This window comes from Pseudomonas sp. MS01C9 (assembly GCF_058202755.1).
Map to the genome: position 1 here is coordinate 3230422 of NZ_CM177073.1, position 19930 is coordinate 3250351.

Annotated in this window: 10 protein-coding genes and 2 rRNA genes; 11 read left to right on the forward strand and 1 reads right to left on the reverse strand. The window is 59.6% G+C overall.

What is annotated here, in order from left to right:
• The first annotated feature begins 180 nt into the window (after positions 1–180).
• The 8 genes from AC1M7R_RS14680 to yfiB all read left to right on the forward strand — a co-directional run bounded on the left by AC1M7R_RS14680 (position 181) and on the right by yfiB (position 15212).
• A 23S ribosomal RNA gene (locus tag AC1M7R_RS14680) occupies positions 181–3072 on the forward strand.
• Between the two features lie 159 nt (positions 3073–3231).
• Positions 3232–3347: ribosomal RNA gene (gene rrf / locus AC1M7R_RS14685) — 5S ribosomal RNA — on the forward strand.
• Positions 3348–3503: 156 nt separating this feature from the next.
• Positions 3504–6956, forward strand: a complete 3453-nt coding sequence (recC, locus tag AC1M7R_RS14690) for an exodeoxyribonuclease V subunit gamma (protein WP_072432066.1) — start codon at positions 3504–3506, stop codon at positions 6954–6956.
• A complete protein-coding gene (gene recB / locus AC1M7R_RS14695) occupies positions 6953–10642 on the forward strand; it encodes an exodeoxyribonuclease V subunit beta (protein WP_490609704.1) in 3690 nt (1229 codons plus the stop codon). The genes recC and recB overlap by 4 nt, the downstream gene beginning before the upstream one ends.
• Positions 10639–12735: an exodeoxyribonuclease V subunit alpha gene (gene recD / locus AC1M7R_RS14700; protein ID WP_072388712.1), complete on the forward strand. Its 2097-nt coding sequence runs from the start codon at positions 10639–10641 to the stop codon at positions 12733–12735. The genes recB and recD overlap by 4 nt, the downstream gene beginning before the upstream one ends.
• Positions 12736–12865: 130 nt before the next feature.
• Positions 12866–13441, forward strand: coding sequence for a regulatory sequestration protein YfiR (gene yfiR / locus AC1M7R_RS14705; RefSeq protein ID WP_072388710.1), 576 nt, complete (start codon positions 12866–12868; stop codon positions 13439–13441).
• A complete protein-coding gene (dgcN, locus tag AC1M7R_RS14710; protein ID WP_072388708.1) occupies positions 13438–14688 on the forward strand; it encodes a diguanylate cyclase DgcN/YfiN in 1251 nt (416 codons plus the stop codon). Before yfiR ends, dgcN begins: the two co-directional genes overlap by 4 nt.
• Positions 14689–14759: 71 nt before the next feature.
• Complete coding sequence (yfiB, locus tag AC1M7R_RS14715) at positions 14760–15212, forward strand: outer membrane lipoprotein YfiB (RefSeq protein WP_490610484.1); 453 nt, start codon at positions 14760–14762, stop codon at positions 15210–15212.
• Here the strand turns inward: yfiB and AC1M7R_RS14720 are convergent.
• The gene (locus AC1M7R_RS14720; protein ID WP_072388704.1) at positions 15209–16156 is read right to left on the reverse strand and encodes a LysR family transcriptional regulator; all 948 of its coding nucleotides are present in this window, start codon (positions 16154–16156) and stop codon (positions 15209–15211) included. The genes yfiB and AC1M7R_RS14720 overlap by 4 nt on opposite strands.
• Before the next feature lie 138 nt (positions 16157–16294).
• Between AC1M7R_RS14720 and AC1M7R_RS14725 the strand changes: the two genes are divergently transcribed.
• From AC1M7R_RS14725 to AC1M7R_RS14735, 3 genes are all read left to right on the forward strand, one after another.
• Positions 16295–17821: a CoA-acylating methylmalonate-semialdehyde dehydrogenase gene (locus AC1M7R_RS14725; protein WP_072432062.1), complete on the forward strand. Its 1527-nt coding sequence runs from the start codon at positions 16295–16297 to the stop codon at positions 17819–17821.
• Positions 17822–17831: 10 nt separating this feature from the next.
• Complete coding sequence (gene mmsB, locus AC1M7R_RS14730; RefSeq protein WP_072459579.1) at positions 17832–18719, forward strand: 3-hydroxyisobutyrate dehydrogenase; 888 nt, start codon at positions 17832–17834, stop codon at positions 18717–18719.
• Between the two features lie 241 nt (positions 18720–18960).
• On the forward strand, positions 18961–19923 hold the full coding sequence (locus tag AC1M7R_RS14735) for a proline dehydrogenase family protein (RefSeq protein ID WP_490609705.1): 963 nt from the start codon (positions 18961–18963) through the stop codon (positions 19921–19923).
• The last annotated feature ends 7 nt before the right edge of the window (positions 19924–19930 follow it).

Sequence of the window (19930 nt, forward strand, 5' to 3'; positions counted from 1 at the left end):
AGTCTTTTGATTAGATCGTTCTTTAAAAATTTGGGTATGTGATAGAAAGATAGACTGGACGTTACTTTCACTGGTAACGGTTCAGGCTAAGGTAAAATTTGTGAGTTGCTCGTAGAGCAAGCGTACGAATTTTCGGCGAATGTCGTCTTCACAGTATAACCAGATTGCTTGGGGTTATATGGTCAAGTGAAGAAGCGCATACGGTGGATGCCTTGGCAGTCAGAGGCGATGAAAGACGTGGTAGCCTGCGAAAAGCTTCGGGGAGTCGGCAAACAGACTGTGATCCGGAGATGTCTGAATGGGGGAACCCAGCCATCACAAGATGGTTATCTTGCACTGAATACATAGGTGCAAGAGGCGAACCAGGGGAACTGAAACATCTAAGTACCCTGAGGAAAAGAAATCAACCGAGATTCCCTTAGTAGTGGCGAGCGAACGGGGACTAGCCCTTAAGCTTCTTTGATTTTAGCGGAACGCTCTGGAAAGTGCGGCCATAGTGGGTGATAGCCCTGTACGCGAAAGGATCTTAGAAGTGAAATCGAGTAGGACGGAGCACGAGAAACTTTGTCTGAATATGGGGGGACCATCCTCCAAGGCTAAATACTACTGACTGACCGATAGTGAACTAGTACCGTGAGGGAAAGGCGAAAAGAACCCCGGAGAGGGGAGTGAAATAGATCCTGAAACCGTATGCGTACAAGCAGTGGGAGCCCACTTTGTTGGGTGACTGCGTACCTTTTGTATAATGGGTCAGCGACTTATTTTCAGTGGCGAGCTTAACCGAATAGGGGAGGCGTAGCGAAAGCGAGTCTTAATAGGGCGTCTAGTCGCTGGGAATAGACCCGAAACCGGGCGATCTATCCATGGGCAGGTTGAAGGTTAGGTAACACTGACTGGAGGACCGAACCGACTACCGTTGAAAAGTTAGCGGATGACCTGTGGATCGGAGTGAAAGGCTAATCAAGCTCGGAGATAGCTGGTTCTCCTCGAAAGCTATTTAGGTAGCGCCTCATGTATCACTGTAGGGGGTAGAGCACTGTTTCGGCTAGGGGGTCATCCCGACTTACCAAACCGATGCAAACTCCGAATACCTACAAGTGCCGAGCATGGGAGACACACGGCGGGTGCTAACGTCCGTCGTGAAAAGGGAAACAACCCAGACCGTCAGCTAAGGTCCCAAAGTTATGGTTAAGTGGGAAACGATGTGGGAAGGCTTAGACAGCTAGGAGGTTGGCTTAGAAGCAGCCACCCTTTAAAGAAAGCGTAATAGCTCACTAGTCGAGTCGGCCTGCGCGGAAGATGTAACGGGGCTCAAACCATACACCGAAGCTACGGGTATCACGTAAGTGATGCGGTAGAGGAGCGTTCTGTAAGCCTGTGAAGGTGAGTTGAGAAGCTTGCTGGAGGTATCAGAAGTGCGAATGCTGACATGAGTAACGACAATGGGTGTGAAAAACACCCACGCCGAAAGACCAAGGTTTCCTGCGCAACGTTAATCGACGCAGGGTTAGTCGGTCCCTAAGGCGAGGCTGAAAAGCGTAGTCGATGGAAAACAGGTTAATATTCCTGTACTTCTGGTTATTGCGATGGAGGGACGGAGAAGGCTAGGCCAGCTTGGCGTTGGTTGTCCAAGTTTAAGGTGGTAGGCTGAAATCTTAGGTAAATCCGGGGTTTCAAGGCCGAGAGCTGATGACGAGTTACCCTCTGGGTGACGAAGTGGTTGATGCCATGCTTCCAAGAAAAGCTTCTAAGCTTCAGATAACCAGGAACCGTACCCCAAACCGACACAGGTGGTTGGGTAGAGAATACCAAGGCGCTTGAGAGAACTCGGGTGAAGGAACTAGGCAAAATGGCACCGTAACTTCGGGAGAAGGTGCGCCGGTGAGGGTGAAGCACTTGCTGCGTAAGCCCACGCCGGTCGAAGATACCAGGCCGCTGCGACTGTTTATTAAAAACACAGCACTCTGCAAACACGAAAGTGGACGTATAGGGTGTGACGCCTGCCCGGTGCCGGAAGGTTAATTGATGGGGTTAGCTAACGCGAAGCTCTTGATCGAAGCCCCGGTAAACGGCGGCCGTAACTATAACGGTCCTAAGGTAGCGAAATTCCTTGTCGGGTAAGTTCCGACCTGCACGAATGGCGTAACGATGGCGGCGCTGTCTCCACCCGAGACTCAGTGAAATTGAAATCGCTGTGAAGATGCAGTGTATCCGCGGCTAGACGGAAAGACCCCGTGAACCTTTACTATAGCTTTGCACTGGACTTTGAATTTGCTTGTGTAGGATAGGTGGGAGGCTTTGAAGCGTGGACGCCAGTCTGCGTGGAGCCATCCTTGAAATACCACCCTGGCAACTTTGAGGTTCTAACTCAGGTCCGTTATCCGGATCGAGGACAGTGTATGGTGGGTAGTTTGACTGGGGCGGTCTCCTCCTAAAGAGTAACGGAGGAGTACGAAGGTGCGCTCAGACCGGTCGGAAATCGGTCGTAGAGTATAAAGGCAAAAGCGCGCTTGACTGCGAGACAGACACGTCGAGCAGGTACGAAAGTAGGTCTTAGTGATCCGGTGGTTCTGTATGGAAGGGCCATCGCTCAACGGATAAAAGGTACTCCGGGGATAACAGGCTGATACCGCCCAAGAGTTCATATCGACGGCGGTGTTTGGCACCTCGATGTCGGCTCATCACATCCTGGGGCTGAAGCCGGTCCCAAGGGTATGGCTGTTCGCCATTTAAAGTGGTACGCGAGCTGGGTTTAGAACGTCGTGAGACAGTTCGGTCCCTATCTGCCGTGGACGTTTGAGATTTGAGAGGGGCTGCTCCTAGTACGAGAGGACCGGAGTGGACGAACCTCTGGTGTTCCGGTTGTCACGCCAGTGGCATTGCCGGGTAGCTATGTTCGGAAAAGATAACCGCTGAAAGCATCTAAGCGGGAAACTTGCCTCAAGATGAGATCTCACTGGAGCCTTGAGCTCCCTGAAGGGCCGTCGAAGACTACGACGTTGATAGGCAGGGTGTGTAAGCGCTGTGAGGCGTTGAGCTAACCTGTACTAATTGCCCGTGAGGCTTGACCATATAACACCCAAGCAATCTGTCGACTCGACAGAGACCAGATTGCGGTGTTGTGAAGACGAAACGAACCGAAAGTTCGAACGTGCTTGCAGGCAACACACAAACTATCGCATACCCATTCGCTGGAACGTGACCGTAAGGCACGCGCTGGCTACCGAATTTCTTGACGACCATAGAGCGTTGGAACCACCTGATCCCATCCCGAACTCAGAAGTGAAACGATGCATCGCCGATGGTAGTGTGGGGTTTCCCCATGTGAGAGTAGGTCATCGTCAAGATTAAATTCCGAAACCCCTATCTGCTGACGCAGGTAGGGGTTTTGTTTTGCCTCCAGGAAAGTTCTTACGACAGACGCGGACCGTTCCCGGCTGTCACAACTGCCCGACAGTGCTAAGGTTCGGCCCTAGCTTATGCTCTTTCCAAGGATGCCTTCTATGCCGGACGCAACGTCCCTCAGCCCTGCTTTCATGGTGGTTCACGGAAATCGCCTGGATGAGTTGCGCAGTCTGGTCATCAGCTTGATGCGGCGGTATCCGCTGGCCCCTCTTGAAAATGAAATCGCACTCGTACAAAGCAACGGCATTGCCCAGTGGCTCAAGCTCGCATTGGCTGAGGATCCGGAAGATGATGGTAGCGGTGGCTGCGGTATCGCAGCTGCCATCGATGTGCAGTTACCAGGCAGCTTCATGTGGCATCTCTATCGTACGGTTTTGGGACGTGACGAAATTCCCGCCAATTCCCTGCTCGACAAGGCCCCGTTGACCTGGCGACTAATGCGTCTCCTGCCGCAATTGATCGAGCAGCCTCATTTCGAGCCACTGCGCCGTTTTCTGACCCACGACACCGACCTGCGCAAGCGTTACCAGTTGTCCGAGCGCCTTGCCGACCTGTTCGATCAATACCAGGTGTACCGTGCCGATTGGCTTGAGGATTGGGCAGAGGGCCGACATCAAACGAGAAATGTGCGTGGTGAAGCCAAGGCGCTTGCACCGGCCAATTGCTGGCAGGCCGAACTGTGGCGAGCCTTGCTACTGGATGTGGGAGAGCAAGGCATGGCTCAAAGCCGTGCTGGCGTGCATCAACGATATATCGAACGGATCAACAGCTTGGAGAGCCCACCCAAAGGCCTTCCAAGCCGGGTCATCGTGTTCGGCATTTCTTCGCTACCCGCCCAGGCCCTCGAGGCGCTCGCCGGTCTGTCACGGTTCAGCCAGGTGCTGCTGTGTGTCCATAATCCCTGCCGCCATCATTGGGCGGATATCGTGGCTGACAAGGACCTGCTACGGCATCAATACAAGCGTCAGGCGCGAAGGGCCGGTATGCCTGCCGTTCTCGATCCGCAAACTCTGCATCAGCACGCTCATCCTTTATTGGCAGCCTGGGGCAAGCAAGGGCGCGACTATATCAACCTGCTCGACAGTTACGACGATCCCAACAGTTATCGTTCTGTTTTTCGAGATGGACGAATCGACCTGTTCAGCGAAGGCAATCCCACGACGCTCCTCAATCAGTTGCAGGATGACATTCTTGAGTTGCGCCCCTTGGATGAAACCCGCGCAACGTGGCCCGCCGTGGATACAGGGCGAGACGGGTCCATTCGGTTTCATGTGGCCCACAGTGCCCAGCGTGAGGTCGAGATTCTTCATGACCAGTTGCTGGCTCATTTCAGTGCGGATCCTACGTTGCGTCCCCGGGATATCATCGTCATGGTTCCGGATATCGACAGTTATGCACCGCATATCCGCGCCGTGTTCGGCCAGCTCGACAGGACGGATCCACGTTTCATTCCGTTCACCCTGACCGACCAGGGGCAGCGCGGAAGGGATCCCTTGCTGATTGCTGTCGAGCATCTGCTGAAGCTGCCCGATAGTCGCTTTCCTGTAAGTGAGATCCTGGATTTGCTGGATGTCCCGGCACTGCGCGGGCGTTTCGGTATCGATGAAGCCGATTTGCCGACCCTGCATCGGTGGATCGAGGGCGCGGGTATTCGCTGGGGCATGAGTGCCGATCATCGTGCCGCGTTGGGACTGCCCGCGGAGCTTGAGCAGAACAGCTGGCGTTTTGGTCTGCGTCGTATGTTGCTGGGGTATGCCGTTGGCAGTTCGGATGCCTATGAGGGAATTGAACCTTACGATGAAATCGGCGGCCTCGATGCGGCGTTGATCGGCCCGTTGGTCGCCTTGCTGGATGCTCTGGAAGTCGCTCATCAGGCGCTTACTCAGCCAGCAGCGCCGCAGACATGGGGGTCGCGTTTGCACGACCTGATGCAGCTGTTTTTCCTGGCGGGTAACGAGCATGAGGATCATCTGCTGGCCCAGCTCGAAGACCTGCGCGAAAACTGGCTGGAAACCTGCGAGTCGGTTGGTCTGCAGGATGAGCTGCCGTTGACCGTGGTGCGTGAAGCCTGGCTGGCAGGCCTTGACCAGGGGCGACTGTCCCAGCGTTTTCTCGCCGGAGCGGTGAACTTCTGCACGCTGATGCCAATGCGGGCAATCCCTTTCAAGCTGGTTTGCCTGCTGGGGATGAACGATGGCGATTATCCACGGGCCCAGCCGCCGTTGGATTTCGATCTCATGGGCAGCGACTATCGTCCGGGCGATCGTTCCCGGCGTGAGGATGATCGTTACCTGTTGTTGGAAGCGCTGCTCTCGGCCCGGGAAAAACTCTACATCAGTTGGGTGGGGCGCAGTATTCGCGACAACAGCGAACGACCGGCATCAGTGCTGATAGGACAATTGCGCGATCACATCGCCAGTGGCTGGCGGCTGGGGGGTACTGGTGAGGATCTTCTCGAGGCGCTGACCCTGGAGCACCCTCTGCAACCCTTCAGTGCCCGTTATTTTCTCCAGGGCGATGAGTTGTTCAGTTATGCCAGCGAATGGCGGTTGCTGCACGGCGATCGCAACACGGCTCTCAGCCCGCCTTTACTGGAGCCATATGTGCAGGAAGAACCCCTGAGCCTCGGACAGTTGCAGGATTTCATGCGCAACCCCGTCCGCCATTTCTTCAGCCAACGACTCAAGGTGTTCTTCGAGACCATCGAGGCTCCGCTGGCCGATGACGAGCCTTTCGTTCTCGATGCCCTTGAACGCTACAGCCTGAGTGACAGTTTACTGGAGGCTGCCCTGGCACGTATGGATCAGCCGGATCTCGCCCTTTCGGCCCACGCCAGGAGGCTTCAGAACAGCGGCCTGTTACCAATGGCCGGTTTTGGTGAATGCCTGCAGCGCGAGCTGATCGAGCCCTTGCCTGACTTGCTCCAGCGTTATCAGCAGATCCTCGCGTCATGGCCTGTACCACTGACCAGCGCCGTGCCGGTCAGCCTTCAGTTGCAGGGAGTGAGTGTCGAAGGATGGCTTAGTGGCCTGCACCAGCGTTCCGATGGCGCCGTCCTTGCCATTACTGCAATACCCAATAGCATCGGCTCTGCGAAGACTCGTAAATGGCATCGTCTCATCCGACCCTGGGTAAACCACCTAGTGGCATGCGCCAATGGCTTGTCGATGACTACCGCACTGGTGGCCAGCGATGACAGCCTGCTATTGCCGCCTTTTGAAGAAACTGTCGCTCAAAGATTGCTCAGCGATCTGCTACAGGCTTGGCAGGCCGGCATGCGCCAACCGTTGCCGGTCGCGGTGAAGACTGCCTTTGCCTGGCTTGGCCAGCCCGAGCCGGTCAAGGCCATGGCGGCTGCTCGGAAAACCTACGAAGGCGATGGGCAGAACTCTGAAGGCGAGCGACGGGAGAGTCCTGCCCTGGCCCGGCAATTTGCCGACTTCGAAGCCCTGATGGCTGAGGAAACGTTTCCCGACTGGTGCAATGCGCTTTATCGGCCGCTGTTCGAGGCTCCATGGCGTTCGGCGGCTGGCGAGGAGGCACGCTCATGAGCCGGCAGACACCGTTGGCCCTGGCGTTTCCCCTGCATGGAAGCCAGTTGATCGAGGCCAGCGCCGGTACTGGCAAGACCTTTACCATCTCGGCGTTATACCTGCGCCTGGTACTGGGTCATGGTGGACCGGCGACCGGGTTTGGTCGCGAGCTGCTTCCTCCACAGATCCTGGTGGTGACCTTTACAGACGCCGCTACCAAGGAGCTGCGTGAGCGTATCCGTACTCGCCTGGCCGAAGCGGCACGTTTCTTTCGTGACGAGATACCGGCCCCGGACTCACTGATCGTCCAGTTGCGCGGCGAATTTGCCGAGGAGCATTGGCCTGCCTGCGCCAATCGGCTGGACATCGCCGCGCAATGGATGGACGAAGCCGCGGTTTCGACCATTCACAGCTGGTGCCAGCGCATGCTGCGCGAGCATGCTTTCGACAGCGGCAGCCTGTTTACCCAGACCCTGGAAACCGACCACAGCGAGTTGCTCGGCGAGGTGTTGCGCGACTACTGGCGGATGTTCTGTTATTCAATGCAAGGCGAGGCGCTGAACTGGGTGCGGGCCCATTGGGGTGGACCGGCTTCCCTGTTGCCGCGAGTGAAGGGACTGTTCGCCAGCGAGCATGGCAATGGCGAGGGACCCGAGCCGGCCGAGCTCATCGCCGCATCGCTACGCGAGCGCAGTGCTGCCTTGCTCGATCTCAAGGCACCCTGGCGGCAATGGGCGGTGGAACTGCTGGAAATCTGCCAGCAAGGTGTTGCCAACAAGCTTGTCGATGCGCGCAAGATGCAGGCTCGCTACTTCGAGCCTTGGTTCCAGAAGATTTCTGCCTGGGTAGAGGACGAAAGCGTCGAGTTGTTGGACATCGGCACCGGCTTCACCCGGCTGACGCCCGAGGGCATGGCGCAGGCCTGGAAGGGAGAGGTGCCCAGTCATCCAGGACTGGACGCCATGGTCGGTCTCAAGGCCAGCCTGGAAGCCTTGCCTACTCCGGATGCCGCAGTGTTGCAACATGCGGCGCAATGGGTTGGGGCGCGTTTCGAGGCGGAGAAGCGCCGACGCGCAGAGATGGGGTTCGACGACATGCTGCTGCGTCTGGATGCGGCGCTGCAGGCCGAAGGCGGCGAGCGCCTGGCGAGCCTGATCCGTGAACAGTTTCCAGTTGCGCTGATCGATGAGTTCCAGGATACCGACCCGGTTCAATACCGGATCTTCGAAAGCATCTACCGTATCGAAGGCAACAACCCTGAAACCGGCCTGTTCCTGATCGGTGACCCGAAACAGGCCATCTATGCCTTTCGCGGCGCCGATATCCACACTTACCTGCGGGCCCGAGTAGCCACCGCCGGCAGGTTGCATACGCTGGGGACGAATTTCCGTTCCAGCCATGCCATGGTGGGTGCGGTAAACCATGTTTTCCAATACGCCGAATCTCGTCCGCAGGGGCGTGGAGCGTTCCTGTTTCGTGAGGCTTCCGGGAACAATCCGGTGCCGTTTTTGCCCGTTGAGTCACAAGGGCGCAACGAGTTCCTGCAGATTGCGGGCCAGGCCGTCACGGCAATGAACATCTGGCACCTGCCATCGGAACAACCGCTTTCCGGCGCGGTGTATCGACAGAACATGGCGGCGGCCTGTGCCAGTGCAATCACGGGGTTGCTCAATGGGGGCCAGGCCGGTCGCAATGGCTTCATGGACCCTGAAAGCGGACTCCGTCGGTTGTTGCCTGCAGACATTGCCATCCTGGTGCGCGACGGCAAGGAAGCGCAGGCCGTGCGAGATGAGCTGTCCGCACGGGGCGTGCGCAGTGTCTATCTATCGGACAAGGATTCGGTCTTTGCCTCGCAGGAGGCGCGCGACCTGCTGATCTGGCTCAAAGCCTGCGCCGAGCCCGATGTCGAACGGCCGCTGCGGGCTGCGCTGGCCAGCATTACCTTGAACCTGCCGTTGACGGAGCTGGAGCGGCTCAACCAGGACGAGTTGGTATGGGAAGCCCGGGTCATGCAATTCCGTGGCTATCGCACGGTTTGGCGGACCCAGGGGGTACTGCCCATGCTCCGGCGGCTGCTGCATGACTTCGAGCTGCCCCAGGCGTTGATGGCGCGCAGCGACGGTGAGCGGGTACTGACCAACCTGCTGCACCTGTGCGAACTGCTGCAGCAGGCCGCCGGAGAGCTGGATGGTGAACAGGCCCTCATTCGACACCTGTCGGAGCACCTGGCGTTGTCCGGACAGGTCGCAGAGGAGCAGATCCTGCGCCTGGAAAGCGATGAGCAACTGGTCAAGGTGGTTACGATCCACAAGTCCAAGGGGCTTGAATACCCGCTGGTGTTTCTTCCGTTCATCTGTTCGACCAAGCCGGTGGATGGTACCCGCTTGCCTCTGCACTACCACGATGAATCGGGAAGGGCGCAGGTCAGTCTCAGGCCCACCGTCGAGTTGATTGCCAGGGCCGACGAGGAGCGCCTGGCCGAGGACCTGCGTCTTCTCTACGTGGCACTTACCCGTGCCCAGCATGCCTGTTGGCTGGGTGTCGCCGATCTCAAGCGAGGGAGTAACAACACCTCGATCCTGCATTTGTCCGCGTTGGGCTATCTGCTGGGTGGCGGAACGCCGCTGGCCGACTCGGTGGAGCTGAAGCGCTGGCTGGAAGACCTGCAACAAGGCAGCGCGACCGTGAGTTGCCAGGAGATGCCCCTGGCGACCGACGAGCATTACCAGCCTCCACGCAGTGAGGCGGTATTGCGCGAACCGCTCAAGCCTGCCCGCAAAGCCAGCGAGAACTGGTGGATTGCCTCCTACAGTGCGCTACGTATCGGTGAAAGCCTGAGTGCGGGCAGTGACGCCGCGCCGGAGGACCCACAAGCCCAGAAACTGTTCGACGACGAGCGACTCGATCCGGAGGCTCCAAGGGCAGTTGCCGTTGCTGGCGGCGATATCCATCGTTTTCCCCGTGGCCCCAACCCGGGCACCTTCCTTCATGGTCTTCTGGAGTGGATCGCGGGCGAAGGATTCGCGGCTGCGCCCTCGGTCATCGAAGACGTCATTGCCCGGCGTTGCAATCGTCGAGGCTGGAAAGGCTGGATCACGACGCTGAATGACTGGCTGCAACACCTCGTGGCCCTGCCTTTGCAGATTGGCAGCAACCAGGCGCCCGTGGTGCTCGCGCATCTGGACCAGTTCCAGGTCGAAATGGAATTCTGGTTCGCCAGCCACAAGGTCGATGTTCTCAAGCTGGATCAACTGGTCTGCCAGTTCACCCACGGTGGCGTGGCCCGCGTCGCCGCGGAACCGGTGCTGCTCAACGGCATGTTCAAGGGGTTCATCGACCTGACGTTCGAGCACGACGGTCGTTATTACGTGGCGGACTACAAATCCAACTGGCTGGGGGCCGATGACGCGGCCTATACCTCGCAGGCGATGGAGCAATCGATCCTGGATAATCGCTACGATCTGCAATACGTGCTGTACCTGCTGGCGCTGCACCGCCAGCTCAAGGCGCGCCTGCCCGATTATGACTACGACCGCCATGTCGGCGGCGCGTTGTACCTGTTTCTTCGTGGCACCCGCGCCACCAGTCAGGGCGTGTATTTCACCAGGCCTGCTCGAGCCTTGATCGAACAACTGGATCGTCTGTTCCAGGGCGTACCCGAGCCCAAGGCCGAGCCGGCATGGGTACAGGGAGAATTGCTATGAGTCGTTCTTTCGCCGATCTGCTGCCCGGCACCTCCGACGACGACAGCCTGGTAGAGCTGTCGCCCCTGAGTCGTGCCGATGACCTGTTGCGGCTGCTGACCCGTTGGGTCGAGCGAGGATGGTTGCGTGCCTTGGACAAGGCGTTCGTCGCGTTCCTCCAGGAGCTGGCGCCCGACGATGATCCACTGGTGCTGCTCGCCGCCGCGCTCACCAGTCATCAGCTGGGGCATGGGCATGTCTGCCTGGACCTGTACGAAACACTCAAGGAACCGGATTTTGCCCTGTCGCTACCCCCCGAGGGCGACCTGCAGGCCGGGGCAATGCTGTTGCCTTCACAGTTACTGCAAACCCTGGACGGGGCTCAATGGTGCAGAACCCTGGCCTCCAGCCGTCTGGTGGCCCTGGCTGCGGACCAGAGCGAGGAGGCAAGGCAGCGCCCGCTGGTGTTGTCAGGTAAACGGCTTTACCTGCGTCGTTACTGGAGCTATGAGCGGCGGATCGACGAGGCGCTGCGGCAACGGCTTGCCGAGCGGGACGCGGCGCCCGATGATCTGCGCGAGCGTCTGGATGGCTTGTTCGGGACGGCTGCCGGCCCGGGGGCGATCGATTGGCAGAAACTTGCCTGTGCCTTGGCCACCCGCGGCGCCTTCAGCATCGTTACCGGAGGGCCGGGAACCGGCAAGACCACCACTGTCGTGCGCTTGCTGGCCTTACTCCAGGCACCCGCCGTCGAGGCCGGCAAGCCGCTGCGCATTCGCCTGGCCGCGCCCACCGGCAAGGCCGCGGCACGCCTGACGGAGTCCATCAGCCAGCAGGTCCTGAGCCTGGAGGTGAGCGCCGCCGTACGCGAGCGCATTCCCTGCGACGTGACCACCGTCCACCGTCTGTTGGGCAGTCGGCCCGGGACCCGTCATTTCCGCCACCATGCGGGTAACCGGTTGCCATTGGATGTGCTGGTGGTCGATGAGGCCTCCATGATCGACCTGGAGATGATGGCCAATCTGCTGGATGCATTGCCGGCCCAGGCCCGTCTGGTGCTGTTGGGAGACAAGGATCAACTGGCCTCGGTGGAGGCCGGTGCGGTCCTGGGGGACTTGTGTCGAGACGCCGAAGAGGGCTGGTACACGCCCCGGACTCGGGCCTGGCTTGAATCGGTCAGCGGCGAGAACCTGGCGACCAGTGATCTGCAGCAGGACCTCGACGGCACCCATCCGTTGGCCCAGCAAGTGGTCATGCTCAGGCATTCACGACGCTTCGGCGAGGGCAGTGGTATCGGCCAACTGGCTCGCTGGGTCAACCAGCAGCAAGCCGAAAAGGCTCGCCAGCTCCTGCAGGGCAAGCAGTATGCCGATCTGTTCTCCCTGGCGCTGAAGGGGGAGCACGATGATGGGCTGGAGCGCTTGCTGCTCGAGGGGCGCACGGAGGGCCCCCAGGGGTACCGACACTACTTGAATGTGTTGCGACAACGGCGCCCGGACACTTCCCGCCCCTTGGACGACCATTGCTGGGCCGACTGGGCCCGGGAAGTCCTGTCGGCATTCGATGCTTTCCAGTTGCTCTGTGCCGTGCGCAAGGGCCCGTGGGGTGTCGAAGGGTTGAACCAGCGGATCACTGCCGCGTTGCTCAAGGCCCGTCTTATCGACAGCGATCACCACTGGTACGAAGGGCGCCCGGTGTTGATGACCCGCAACGATTACGGGCTGGGGCTGATGAACGGTGATATCGGCATTGCCCTCAGGTTGCCCGAGCGTGAGGGGCCGGAGGCGGGCAAGCAGGTCCTGCGGGTCGCATTCCCTCGTAACGATGGGCGAGGTGGTGTGCGTTTTGTCCTGCCCAGCCGCTTGAATGACGTGGAAACCGTCTATGCCATGACGGTGCACAAGTCCCAGGGCTCGGAGTTCACCCATACGGCCTTGATCCTTCCGGATGCGCTGAACCCTGTGTTGACCAAGGAGTTGGTATACACGGCCATTACCCGTGCCAAGCAGTGGTTCAGCCTGATCGAACCCCGGGCGGGCGTGTTCGAGGAAGCGGTTCGGCGCAAGGTCAAGCGGCTGAGCGGGTTGATGCTGGATCTGGATCGGGACGACTGAATGATTCGGCTTTCTTAGGTCGGTCGCGATTCTGCCTGCTTCTGTCAGAAGAGACGTAGGACGCTGTCTCGCTGGGTTTTTGGCACTGTGCTATCGTTCCGGCATTTATCGGACCGACAAGAGATTCTTCATGGATGTGGCTGGTCGAGAGGCGGCGCGCAGCAAGGGTTGGAAGCATTACTTGCTTGCCAGTCTTCTGGGCCTGTTGCCGCCTGTGATCGCTGCTCAGGATCAGGCAACCACGACCAGGGCTGAACAGCGAGCCGAGTCGGTGACCCAGGTGGTATTGGGCATTCTCAGCTATGCCCGATGGCCGGTGGAGCCCACGCAGTTGCAACTGTGCATCGTCGGGCCGACCCAATATACCGATGACCTGGTCAAGGGGACCGCCCAGGCCACGGGCCGACCGGTCACCGTCCAGCGTCTGTTGGCAGATCATCCCGGCATCGCGACCGACTGTAACGCGGTCTATGTGGGACGGCTCACCAGCGAGGAGCGCACCCGTCTGTACGCCTCCTTGATCGGCAAGCCGGTCTTGAGCATCAGCGAAGGAGGCGACCCATGCACCGTGGGCAGTCTCTTCTGCCTGCGGGTGGGTGACGAGCAGGTGTCGTTCGAGGTCAATCTCGATTCCGTGGCACGCAGCGGCGTGCGTATCCATCCCAGTGTCTTGCAGCTTTCCCGACGCAGGCCGGCGGCACCATGAGCCTGTCCACCCCAAGGATTCTTCCTACCCTGGGCTCGGTCATCGGGCGCGGTCACTTGATCGTCGCGTTGGTGGCGATCGCCATGGCCAGCATTTCCCTGACCTTGCTCGGTGTCCTGGCGCTGCGGGTATACGCCGACCACAACCTGCACCTGATCGCGCGTTCGATCAACTACACCGTGGAAGCGGCCGTGGTGTTCGATGACTCGGCTGCCGCCACCGAAGCGCTGGCCTTGATCGCCAGCACCGAAGAGGTGGCCGACGCCCAGGTGTTCAATGAACACGGTCGCTTGCTGGCGCGCTGGCAACGACCGGAAACCGGCTTGTTGTCTGATCTGGAAATGCACATCGCCAAGGCCTTCCTTGAGAAGCCCATCAGCCTGCCTATTGTTCACCAGGGCCAGGCCATCGGCAGCGTCCTGCTGGCGGGGCACGGCGGCAGCCTGTTGCGCTTCCTGCTCAGCGGCCTGGCGGGGATCATCCTCTGCACGGCGGTCAGTGCATGGATGGCGTTGTACCTGGCCCGGCGTCAGTTGCGGGCGATTACCGGCCCTTTGCGTTGCCTGGCGGAAGTGGCCCACGCCGCGCGCAGCGAGCGGGCCCTGGACCGGCGGGTACCACCGGCCGCCATCGCTGAACTGGATAACCTGGGCAATGACTTCAATGCACTGCTCGCCGAACTCGAATCCTGGCAGACCCACCTGCAAAGCGAAAACGAAAGCCTGGCCCACCAGGCCAGTCACGACAGCCTGACCGGATTGCCCAACCGGGCGTATTTCGAAGGCCGGCTGATTCGCGCCCTGCGCAACGCCAGCAAGCTCGACGAGCAAGTGGCCGTGCTGTACCTGGACAGTGATCGGTTCAAGGGGATCAACGACAATTTTGGTCACGCTGCGGGAGATGCGGTGCTGACGGCTGTGGCAACCCGGGTCCGGGCGCAGTTGCGTGAGGATGACCTGGTGGCGCGGCTGGGCGGGGATGAATTTGCCGTGCTGCTCTCGCCGTTGCACAAGCTGGAGGATGCCGAAATGATCGCTGAGAAAATCATCGCCAGCATGGAAATGCCGATCCAGTTGCCCGGCAATGCCTCGGTGCTGACTTCCCTGAGCATCGGCATTGCGGTGTATCCCGAGCATGGCACCACTCCAGGCGCCTTGTTGCATGCCGCCGATGCAGCGATGTACCAGGCCAAGCGTCTCGCCCGGGGAGGGCGACATTCGTCGGGGGCGGAGCACCCCGTTGCTTAACCACAATCAGGAGCCAATCCGTGCGTTCATTTTTCCAATCCAGCCTGCGACGGTCCTTCGTATTTCTGTTCATGGCCATCCTGGCCCTGGGGGGGTGCCAGACCACACCGCCGAAAGGGCTGACTCCGGCGCAAATCACCGTATTGAAGGAGCAAGGCTTCAAACTGACCGATGAGGGTTGGGCGTTCGGCCTGTCGGGCAAGGTGTTGTTCGGCAGCGACGTGGAAACCCTCAACCCGGCCAGCACCGAGATCGTCGAGCGGATTGGCAAGGCCCTGCTGGGGGCTGGCATCGAACGGGTACGCGTCGATGGCCACACCGACGCATCTGGCTCCCAGGCGTATAACGAACAATTGTCGATACGGCGCGCCAACAGCGTCGGCAAGGTCCTGACCAGTGTCGGCATGCGCGAAGAGAATATCCAGCTGCGCGGCCTGGGCAGCAGCAAGCCAGTGGCCTCCAATGACACGGTCAGCGGGCGTACCGAGAACCGTCGAGTCGCCATCGTGGTCATCGCCGACTAGTCGGCGAACACCATCTCCCGGCTGTCTCCCATCAGCAGCGACCGGTTCTGTTCGGTCACTTCGCGAATGTAATCCCACAACAAGGTGATCCGCTTCAACTTGCGCAGATCCTCCCGGCAGTACATCCAGAACTGCCGGGTGACGTTGATTTCCTCCGGTAGCACGGGCAGCAGGTCTGGATCCTGGGCGGCGAGGAAGCACGGCAGGATCGCCAAGGAGCGCCCTTGCTGCGCCGCCACGTACTGTGCGATCACGCTGGTGCTGCGCAGATGGGCATTGGCCCCAGGCAGGACATTCGCCAGGTAGAGCAGCTCGGAACTGAATGCCAGGTCGTCGACGTAACTGATGAACGAATGCTTGCCCAGATCCGCCGGGCGCTGGATGGGTGGGTGATTATCGAGATACGACTGGGTAGCGTAGAGCTGCAAGCGGTAATCACACAACTTGCAGCACACGTACGGGCCGTGTTCGGGGCGCTCGAGCGCGATGACGATGTCGGCTTCTCGCTTGGAGAGGCTGATGAAGTGCGGCAGCGGGAGGATGTCCACCGAAATGGCCGGGTAGGCATCGACGAAGTGGCTCAGTTGCGGCGTGATGAAGAAACTGCCGAAGCCTTCGGTGCAGCCCATGCGCACGTGGCCGGACAATGCGACGCCAGACCCCGAAACCTGTTCGCAGGCCATGTGCAGGGTGCTCTCGATGGACTCGGCGTAGCTGAGCAGGCGCAGGCCTTCGGCGGTGAGCACGAAACCGTTGGTCCGGGATTTTTCAAACAGCAGCGTTCCCAGTGAGGTTTCCAGCGAGCTGATGCGACGCGACACCGTGGTGTAGTCGACAGCGAGGCGTTTGGCCGCCGTGCTGGCCTTGCGGGTGCGGGCCACTTCCAGGAAGAACTTGAGGTCGTCCCAATTCAGCGACCCCAGGGAGGTGATGTTTTTTTGCATGATGGACCGGTTTTTATGTGCGTTCTTATTAGAAGTTTGCACATCTATACTCCAAAAACCGTCTCATCACCAAGGTCTCTGCATACCTTGGCCTTTGCTCGAAACAGCGCTCCCTACAAGAACAATCCGGAGGCCAGCATGAACGTTTCCCTCACGCCCAGCGACACCACCCTGCAAACCGTCAAACTGTTGATCGATGGCGAGTGGGTCGAATCCCGCTCCAATGAATGGCACGACATCATCAACCCGGCCACCCAGCAGGTGCTGGCGAAAGTCCCGTTCGCCACCGCGACGGAGGTCGAGTCCGCCATTGCCGCGGCCCAGCGCGCGTTCCAGACCTGGAAGCTGACGCCCATCGGCGCGCGGATGCGCATCATGCTCAAGCTCCAGGCATTGATTCGCGAGCATTCGAAACGCATTGCCGCGGTGCTCAGCGCCGAGCAGGGCAAGACCCTGGCGGATGCCGAGGGCGATATTTTCCGCGGCCTGGAAGTGGTCGAGCATGCCTGTTCCATCGGCACCCTGCAGATGGGCGAGTTCGCCGAGAACGTCGCCGGCGGCGTCGATACCTACACCTTGCGCCAGCCCATCGGCGTGTGTGCCGGGATTACTCCATTCAACTTTCCGGCGATGATTCCGCTGTGGATGTTCCCGATGGCCATTGCCTGCGGCAACACCTTCGTCCTCAAGCCGTCGGAACAGGATCCACTGTCGACCATGTTGCTGGTGGAGCTGGCGATCGAAGCCGGCGTGCCGGCCGGCGTGCTCAATGTGGTGCATGGTGGCAAGGACGTGGTGGATGCGCTGTGCACCCACAAGGACATCAAGGCGGTTTCCTTCGTCGGTTCCACGGCGGTCGGTACTCATGTGTATGAGCTGGCGGGGCGCCATGGCAAGCGTGTGCAATCGATGATGGGCGCCAAGAACCACGCCGTGGTGCTGCCGGATGCCAATCGCGAACAAACCCTCAATGCCCTGGTCGGTGCCGGTTTCGGTGCGGCGGGCCAACGCTGCATGGCCACTTCCGTGGTGGTGATGGTGGGCGCGGCCAGGCAATGGCTGCCAGAACTCAAGGCCCTGGCACAGAAGCTCAAGGTCAATGCGGGCAGCGAGCCGGGCACCGACATCGGTCCGGTGATTTCCAAGCGGGCCAAGGCGCGGATTCTCGAGTTGATCGAGAGCGGCGTGAACGAAGGCGCGAAGCTGGAACTCGACGGTCGCGACATCAGCGTGCCGGGCTTCGAGCAGGGCAACTTTGTCGGCCCGACCCTGTTTTCCGGCGTGACCACCGACATGCGTATCTACACCGAGGAAATCTTCGGTCCGGTGCTGGTGGTGCTGGAAGTTGACACCCTGGATCAGGCGATTGCCCTGGTCAACGCCAACCCATTCGGCAACGGCACGGGGCTGTTCACCCAGAGCGGTGCGGCGGCGCGTAAATTCCAGAGCGAAATCGACGTGGGCCAGGTGGGGATCAATATCCCGATTCCGGTTCCGGTGCCGTTCTTCAGCTTCACCGGCTCCCGCGGTTCGAAGCTTGGCGACCTCGGTCCGTACGGCAAACAGGTGGTGCAGTTCTACACTCAGACCAAGACCGTCACCGCCCGCTGGTTCGACGACGACAGCATCAATGACGGTGTGAACACCACCATCAACCTGCGTTAAGGAGCCGGACATGAACATCGCATTTATCGGTCTGGGCAACATGGGCGCCCCGATGGCGCGCAACCTGCTCAAGGCTGGCCATTCGCTGAACCTGTTCGACCTGAACCAGACGGTGCTGGCTGAACTGGCGGCGCTGGGTGGCACCATCAGCACCTCGCCTCGCGATGCGGCCCAGGGCGCTGCGCTGGTGATTACCATGCTGCCGGCCGCCGCCCATGTGCGCAGTGTCTGGCTGGGTGAGGACGGCGTGCTGGCGGGGATTGCCACCGGCACTCCGGCAGTGGATTGCAGCACCATCGACCCGCAGACCGCACGTGATGTCGCTGCCGCAGCCGCCAGGCAAGGCGTGCCCATGGCCGATGCGCCCGTCTCGGGTGGTACCGGAGGCGCGGCAGCTGGCACGCTGACGTTCATGGTCGGCGCCACCGCCGAACTATTCGCCACCTTGCAGCCGGTGCTGGCTCAGATGGGCCGTAACATCGTGCATTGTGGCGAGGTCGGGACCGGGCAGATCGCCAAGATCTGCAACAACCTGCTGCTGGGCATCTCGATGGTGGGGGTCAGCGAGGCCATGGCCCTGGGCGATGCCCTGGGCATCGACACCCAGGTGCTGGCGGGCATCATCAACAGTTCCACCGGACGTTGCTGGAGTTCGGATACCTACAACCCTTGGCCGGGGGTGATCGAAACGGCGCCGGCCTCGCGTGGCTACACTGGCGGTTTCGGGGCCGACCTCATGCTCAAGGACCTGGGCCTGGCCACCGAGGCTGCGCGGCAGGCTCGTCAACCGGTGGTGTTGGGGGCGGTGGCACAACAGCTGTATCAGGCGATGAGCCAGCGCGGCGAGGGTGGCAAGGATTTCTCGGCCATCGTGAACAGCTACCGCAAGCCTCAATAACCATTGCCTGATGCTTGTCCCCGCCTGAACCGCGGCGGGGACAATATGAGCGTCCGATGTTTCGTGAAGCTGTAATAAATAATATTTAATGTTGGGTCCGCTCCGTTATTCCCGGGTTTCATATATATATGAAACTTTGGAGAATTGGAGCGGGCCATTATTTTTCGAGGGTTGACAGACAAAAATCGTTGCACAATACTCGGCGCTCAGGACGAGCACTACATATCAAGGAGCGATACCCATGCCTTCGCAGGATACATGCGTACTTACGGCTGCCGGCCTAAAAAAGTTGGCACTCAATCAGGAATGTCGAGATGCCTTCAATAGGGACTCGTTATTCTTCAGGTTATTTGAGCGCGCCGCGCAGCGCTACATCGTTTCGTCCAGCCTGGACGGGCTTCCTGAAAAGTTGAAACTGCTCTGGGACAAGGGTTACAGGCTGGGTGTCGAATATGTCGGCGAAGAAAACCATGATCCGCGAGTGGTCCAGGCCTTTGTCGATGAATACTTGAAATCCATTCAGGTTTTCGCCAAGGCCAAATTAACTCCCCAGTTAGGTTTCGATTTAAGCGCCGTGGGTATGCTCATATCCGCGGAAACTGCTTATCGCAACGCAGCCACTATCTTGTCCGCCGCTGCGGAGCATAATATTCCAGTGATGATCAGCATGGAACATTCCTCTGCGGTCGATAAGATCCTGGAAATATATTCCAAACTGGCCCCTGACCATTCAAATGTCGGCCTTACTGTTCAAGCCCATTTGCATAGGACGATAAATGATCTGCCGGCCATCATTGGTCATGGTCGCAAGATCAGGTTGGTCAAGGGTGTCTATAACGAAGCGCCTGAAGTTGCTCTTCCTCGCGGTGCGGAACTTGATGAGCGCTATCTGAAACTGCTCGCCGATATCCTGGATGCCGGGGTCCCGGTCAGTTGTGCGACCCAGGATCCAGGCCTGATCCAGCGCATCTTCGACCAGGGCCTGCACACCCGGATTCACGAGTTGGAGATGCTCCACGGTGTGCAGCCCGAGGCGTTGCGCAAAGCCAGGGAGGCGGGGGTGGCCTGCCGGATAGCGGCGGTTTATGGCGACAGCTGGTACCTGCACTTCCTGCACCGATTGGCGGAGTCGCCTGAAAACGTCCTCGAGGCCTTGGCCGATTTCTACGATCCCTCCCGCATTGTCTTTGGCGCAGGTTACTAAGGAAGCC

Bases quoted from the DNA above. Each gene is read 5' to 3' on its own strand.
- recB (WP_490609704.1), top strand. From the start codon at position 6,953: ATGAGCCGGCAGACACCGTTGGCCCTGGCGTTTCCCCTGCATGGAAGC.
- yfiR (WP_072388710.1), top strand. From the start codon at position 12,866: ATGGATGTGGCTGGTCGAGAGGCGGCGCGCAGCAAGGGTTGGAAGCAT.
- AC1M7R_RS14720 (WP_072388704.1), bottom strand. From the start codon at position 16,156: ATGCAAAAAAACATCACCTCCCTGGGGTCGCTGAATTGGGACGACCTC.
- recD (WP_072388712.1), top strand. From the start codon at position 10,639: ATGAGTCGTTCTTTCGCCGATCTGCTGCCCGGCACCTCCGACGACGAC.
- AC1M7R_RS14735 (WP_490609705.1), top strand. From the start codon at position 18,961: ATGCCTTCGCAGGATACATGCGTACTTACGGCTGCCGGCCTAAAAAAG.
- recC (WP_072432066.1), top strand. From the start codon at position 3,504: ATGCCGGACGCAACGTCCCTCAGCCCTGCTTTCATGGTGGTTCACGGA.
- AC1M7R_RS14725 (WP_072432062.1), top strand. From the start codon at position 16,295: ATGAACGTTTCCCTCACGCCCAGCGACACCACCCTGCAAACCGTCAAA.
- mmsB (WP_072459579.1), top strand. From the start codon at position 17,832: ATGAACATCGCATTTATCGGTCTGGGCAACATGGGCGCCCCGATGGCG.
- dgcN (WP_072388708.1), top strand. From the start codon at position 13,438: ATGAGCCTGTCCACCCCAAGGATTCTTCCTACCCTGGGCTCGGTCATC.
- yfiB (WP_490610484.1), top strand. From the start codon at position 14,760: ATGGCCATCCTGGCCCTGGGGGGGTGCCAGACCACACCGCCGAAAGGG.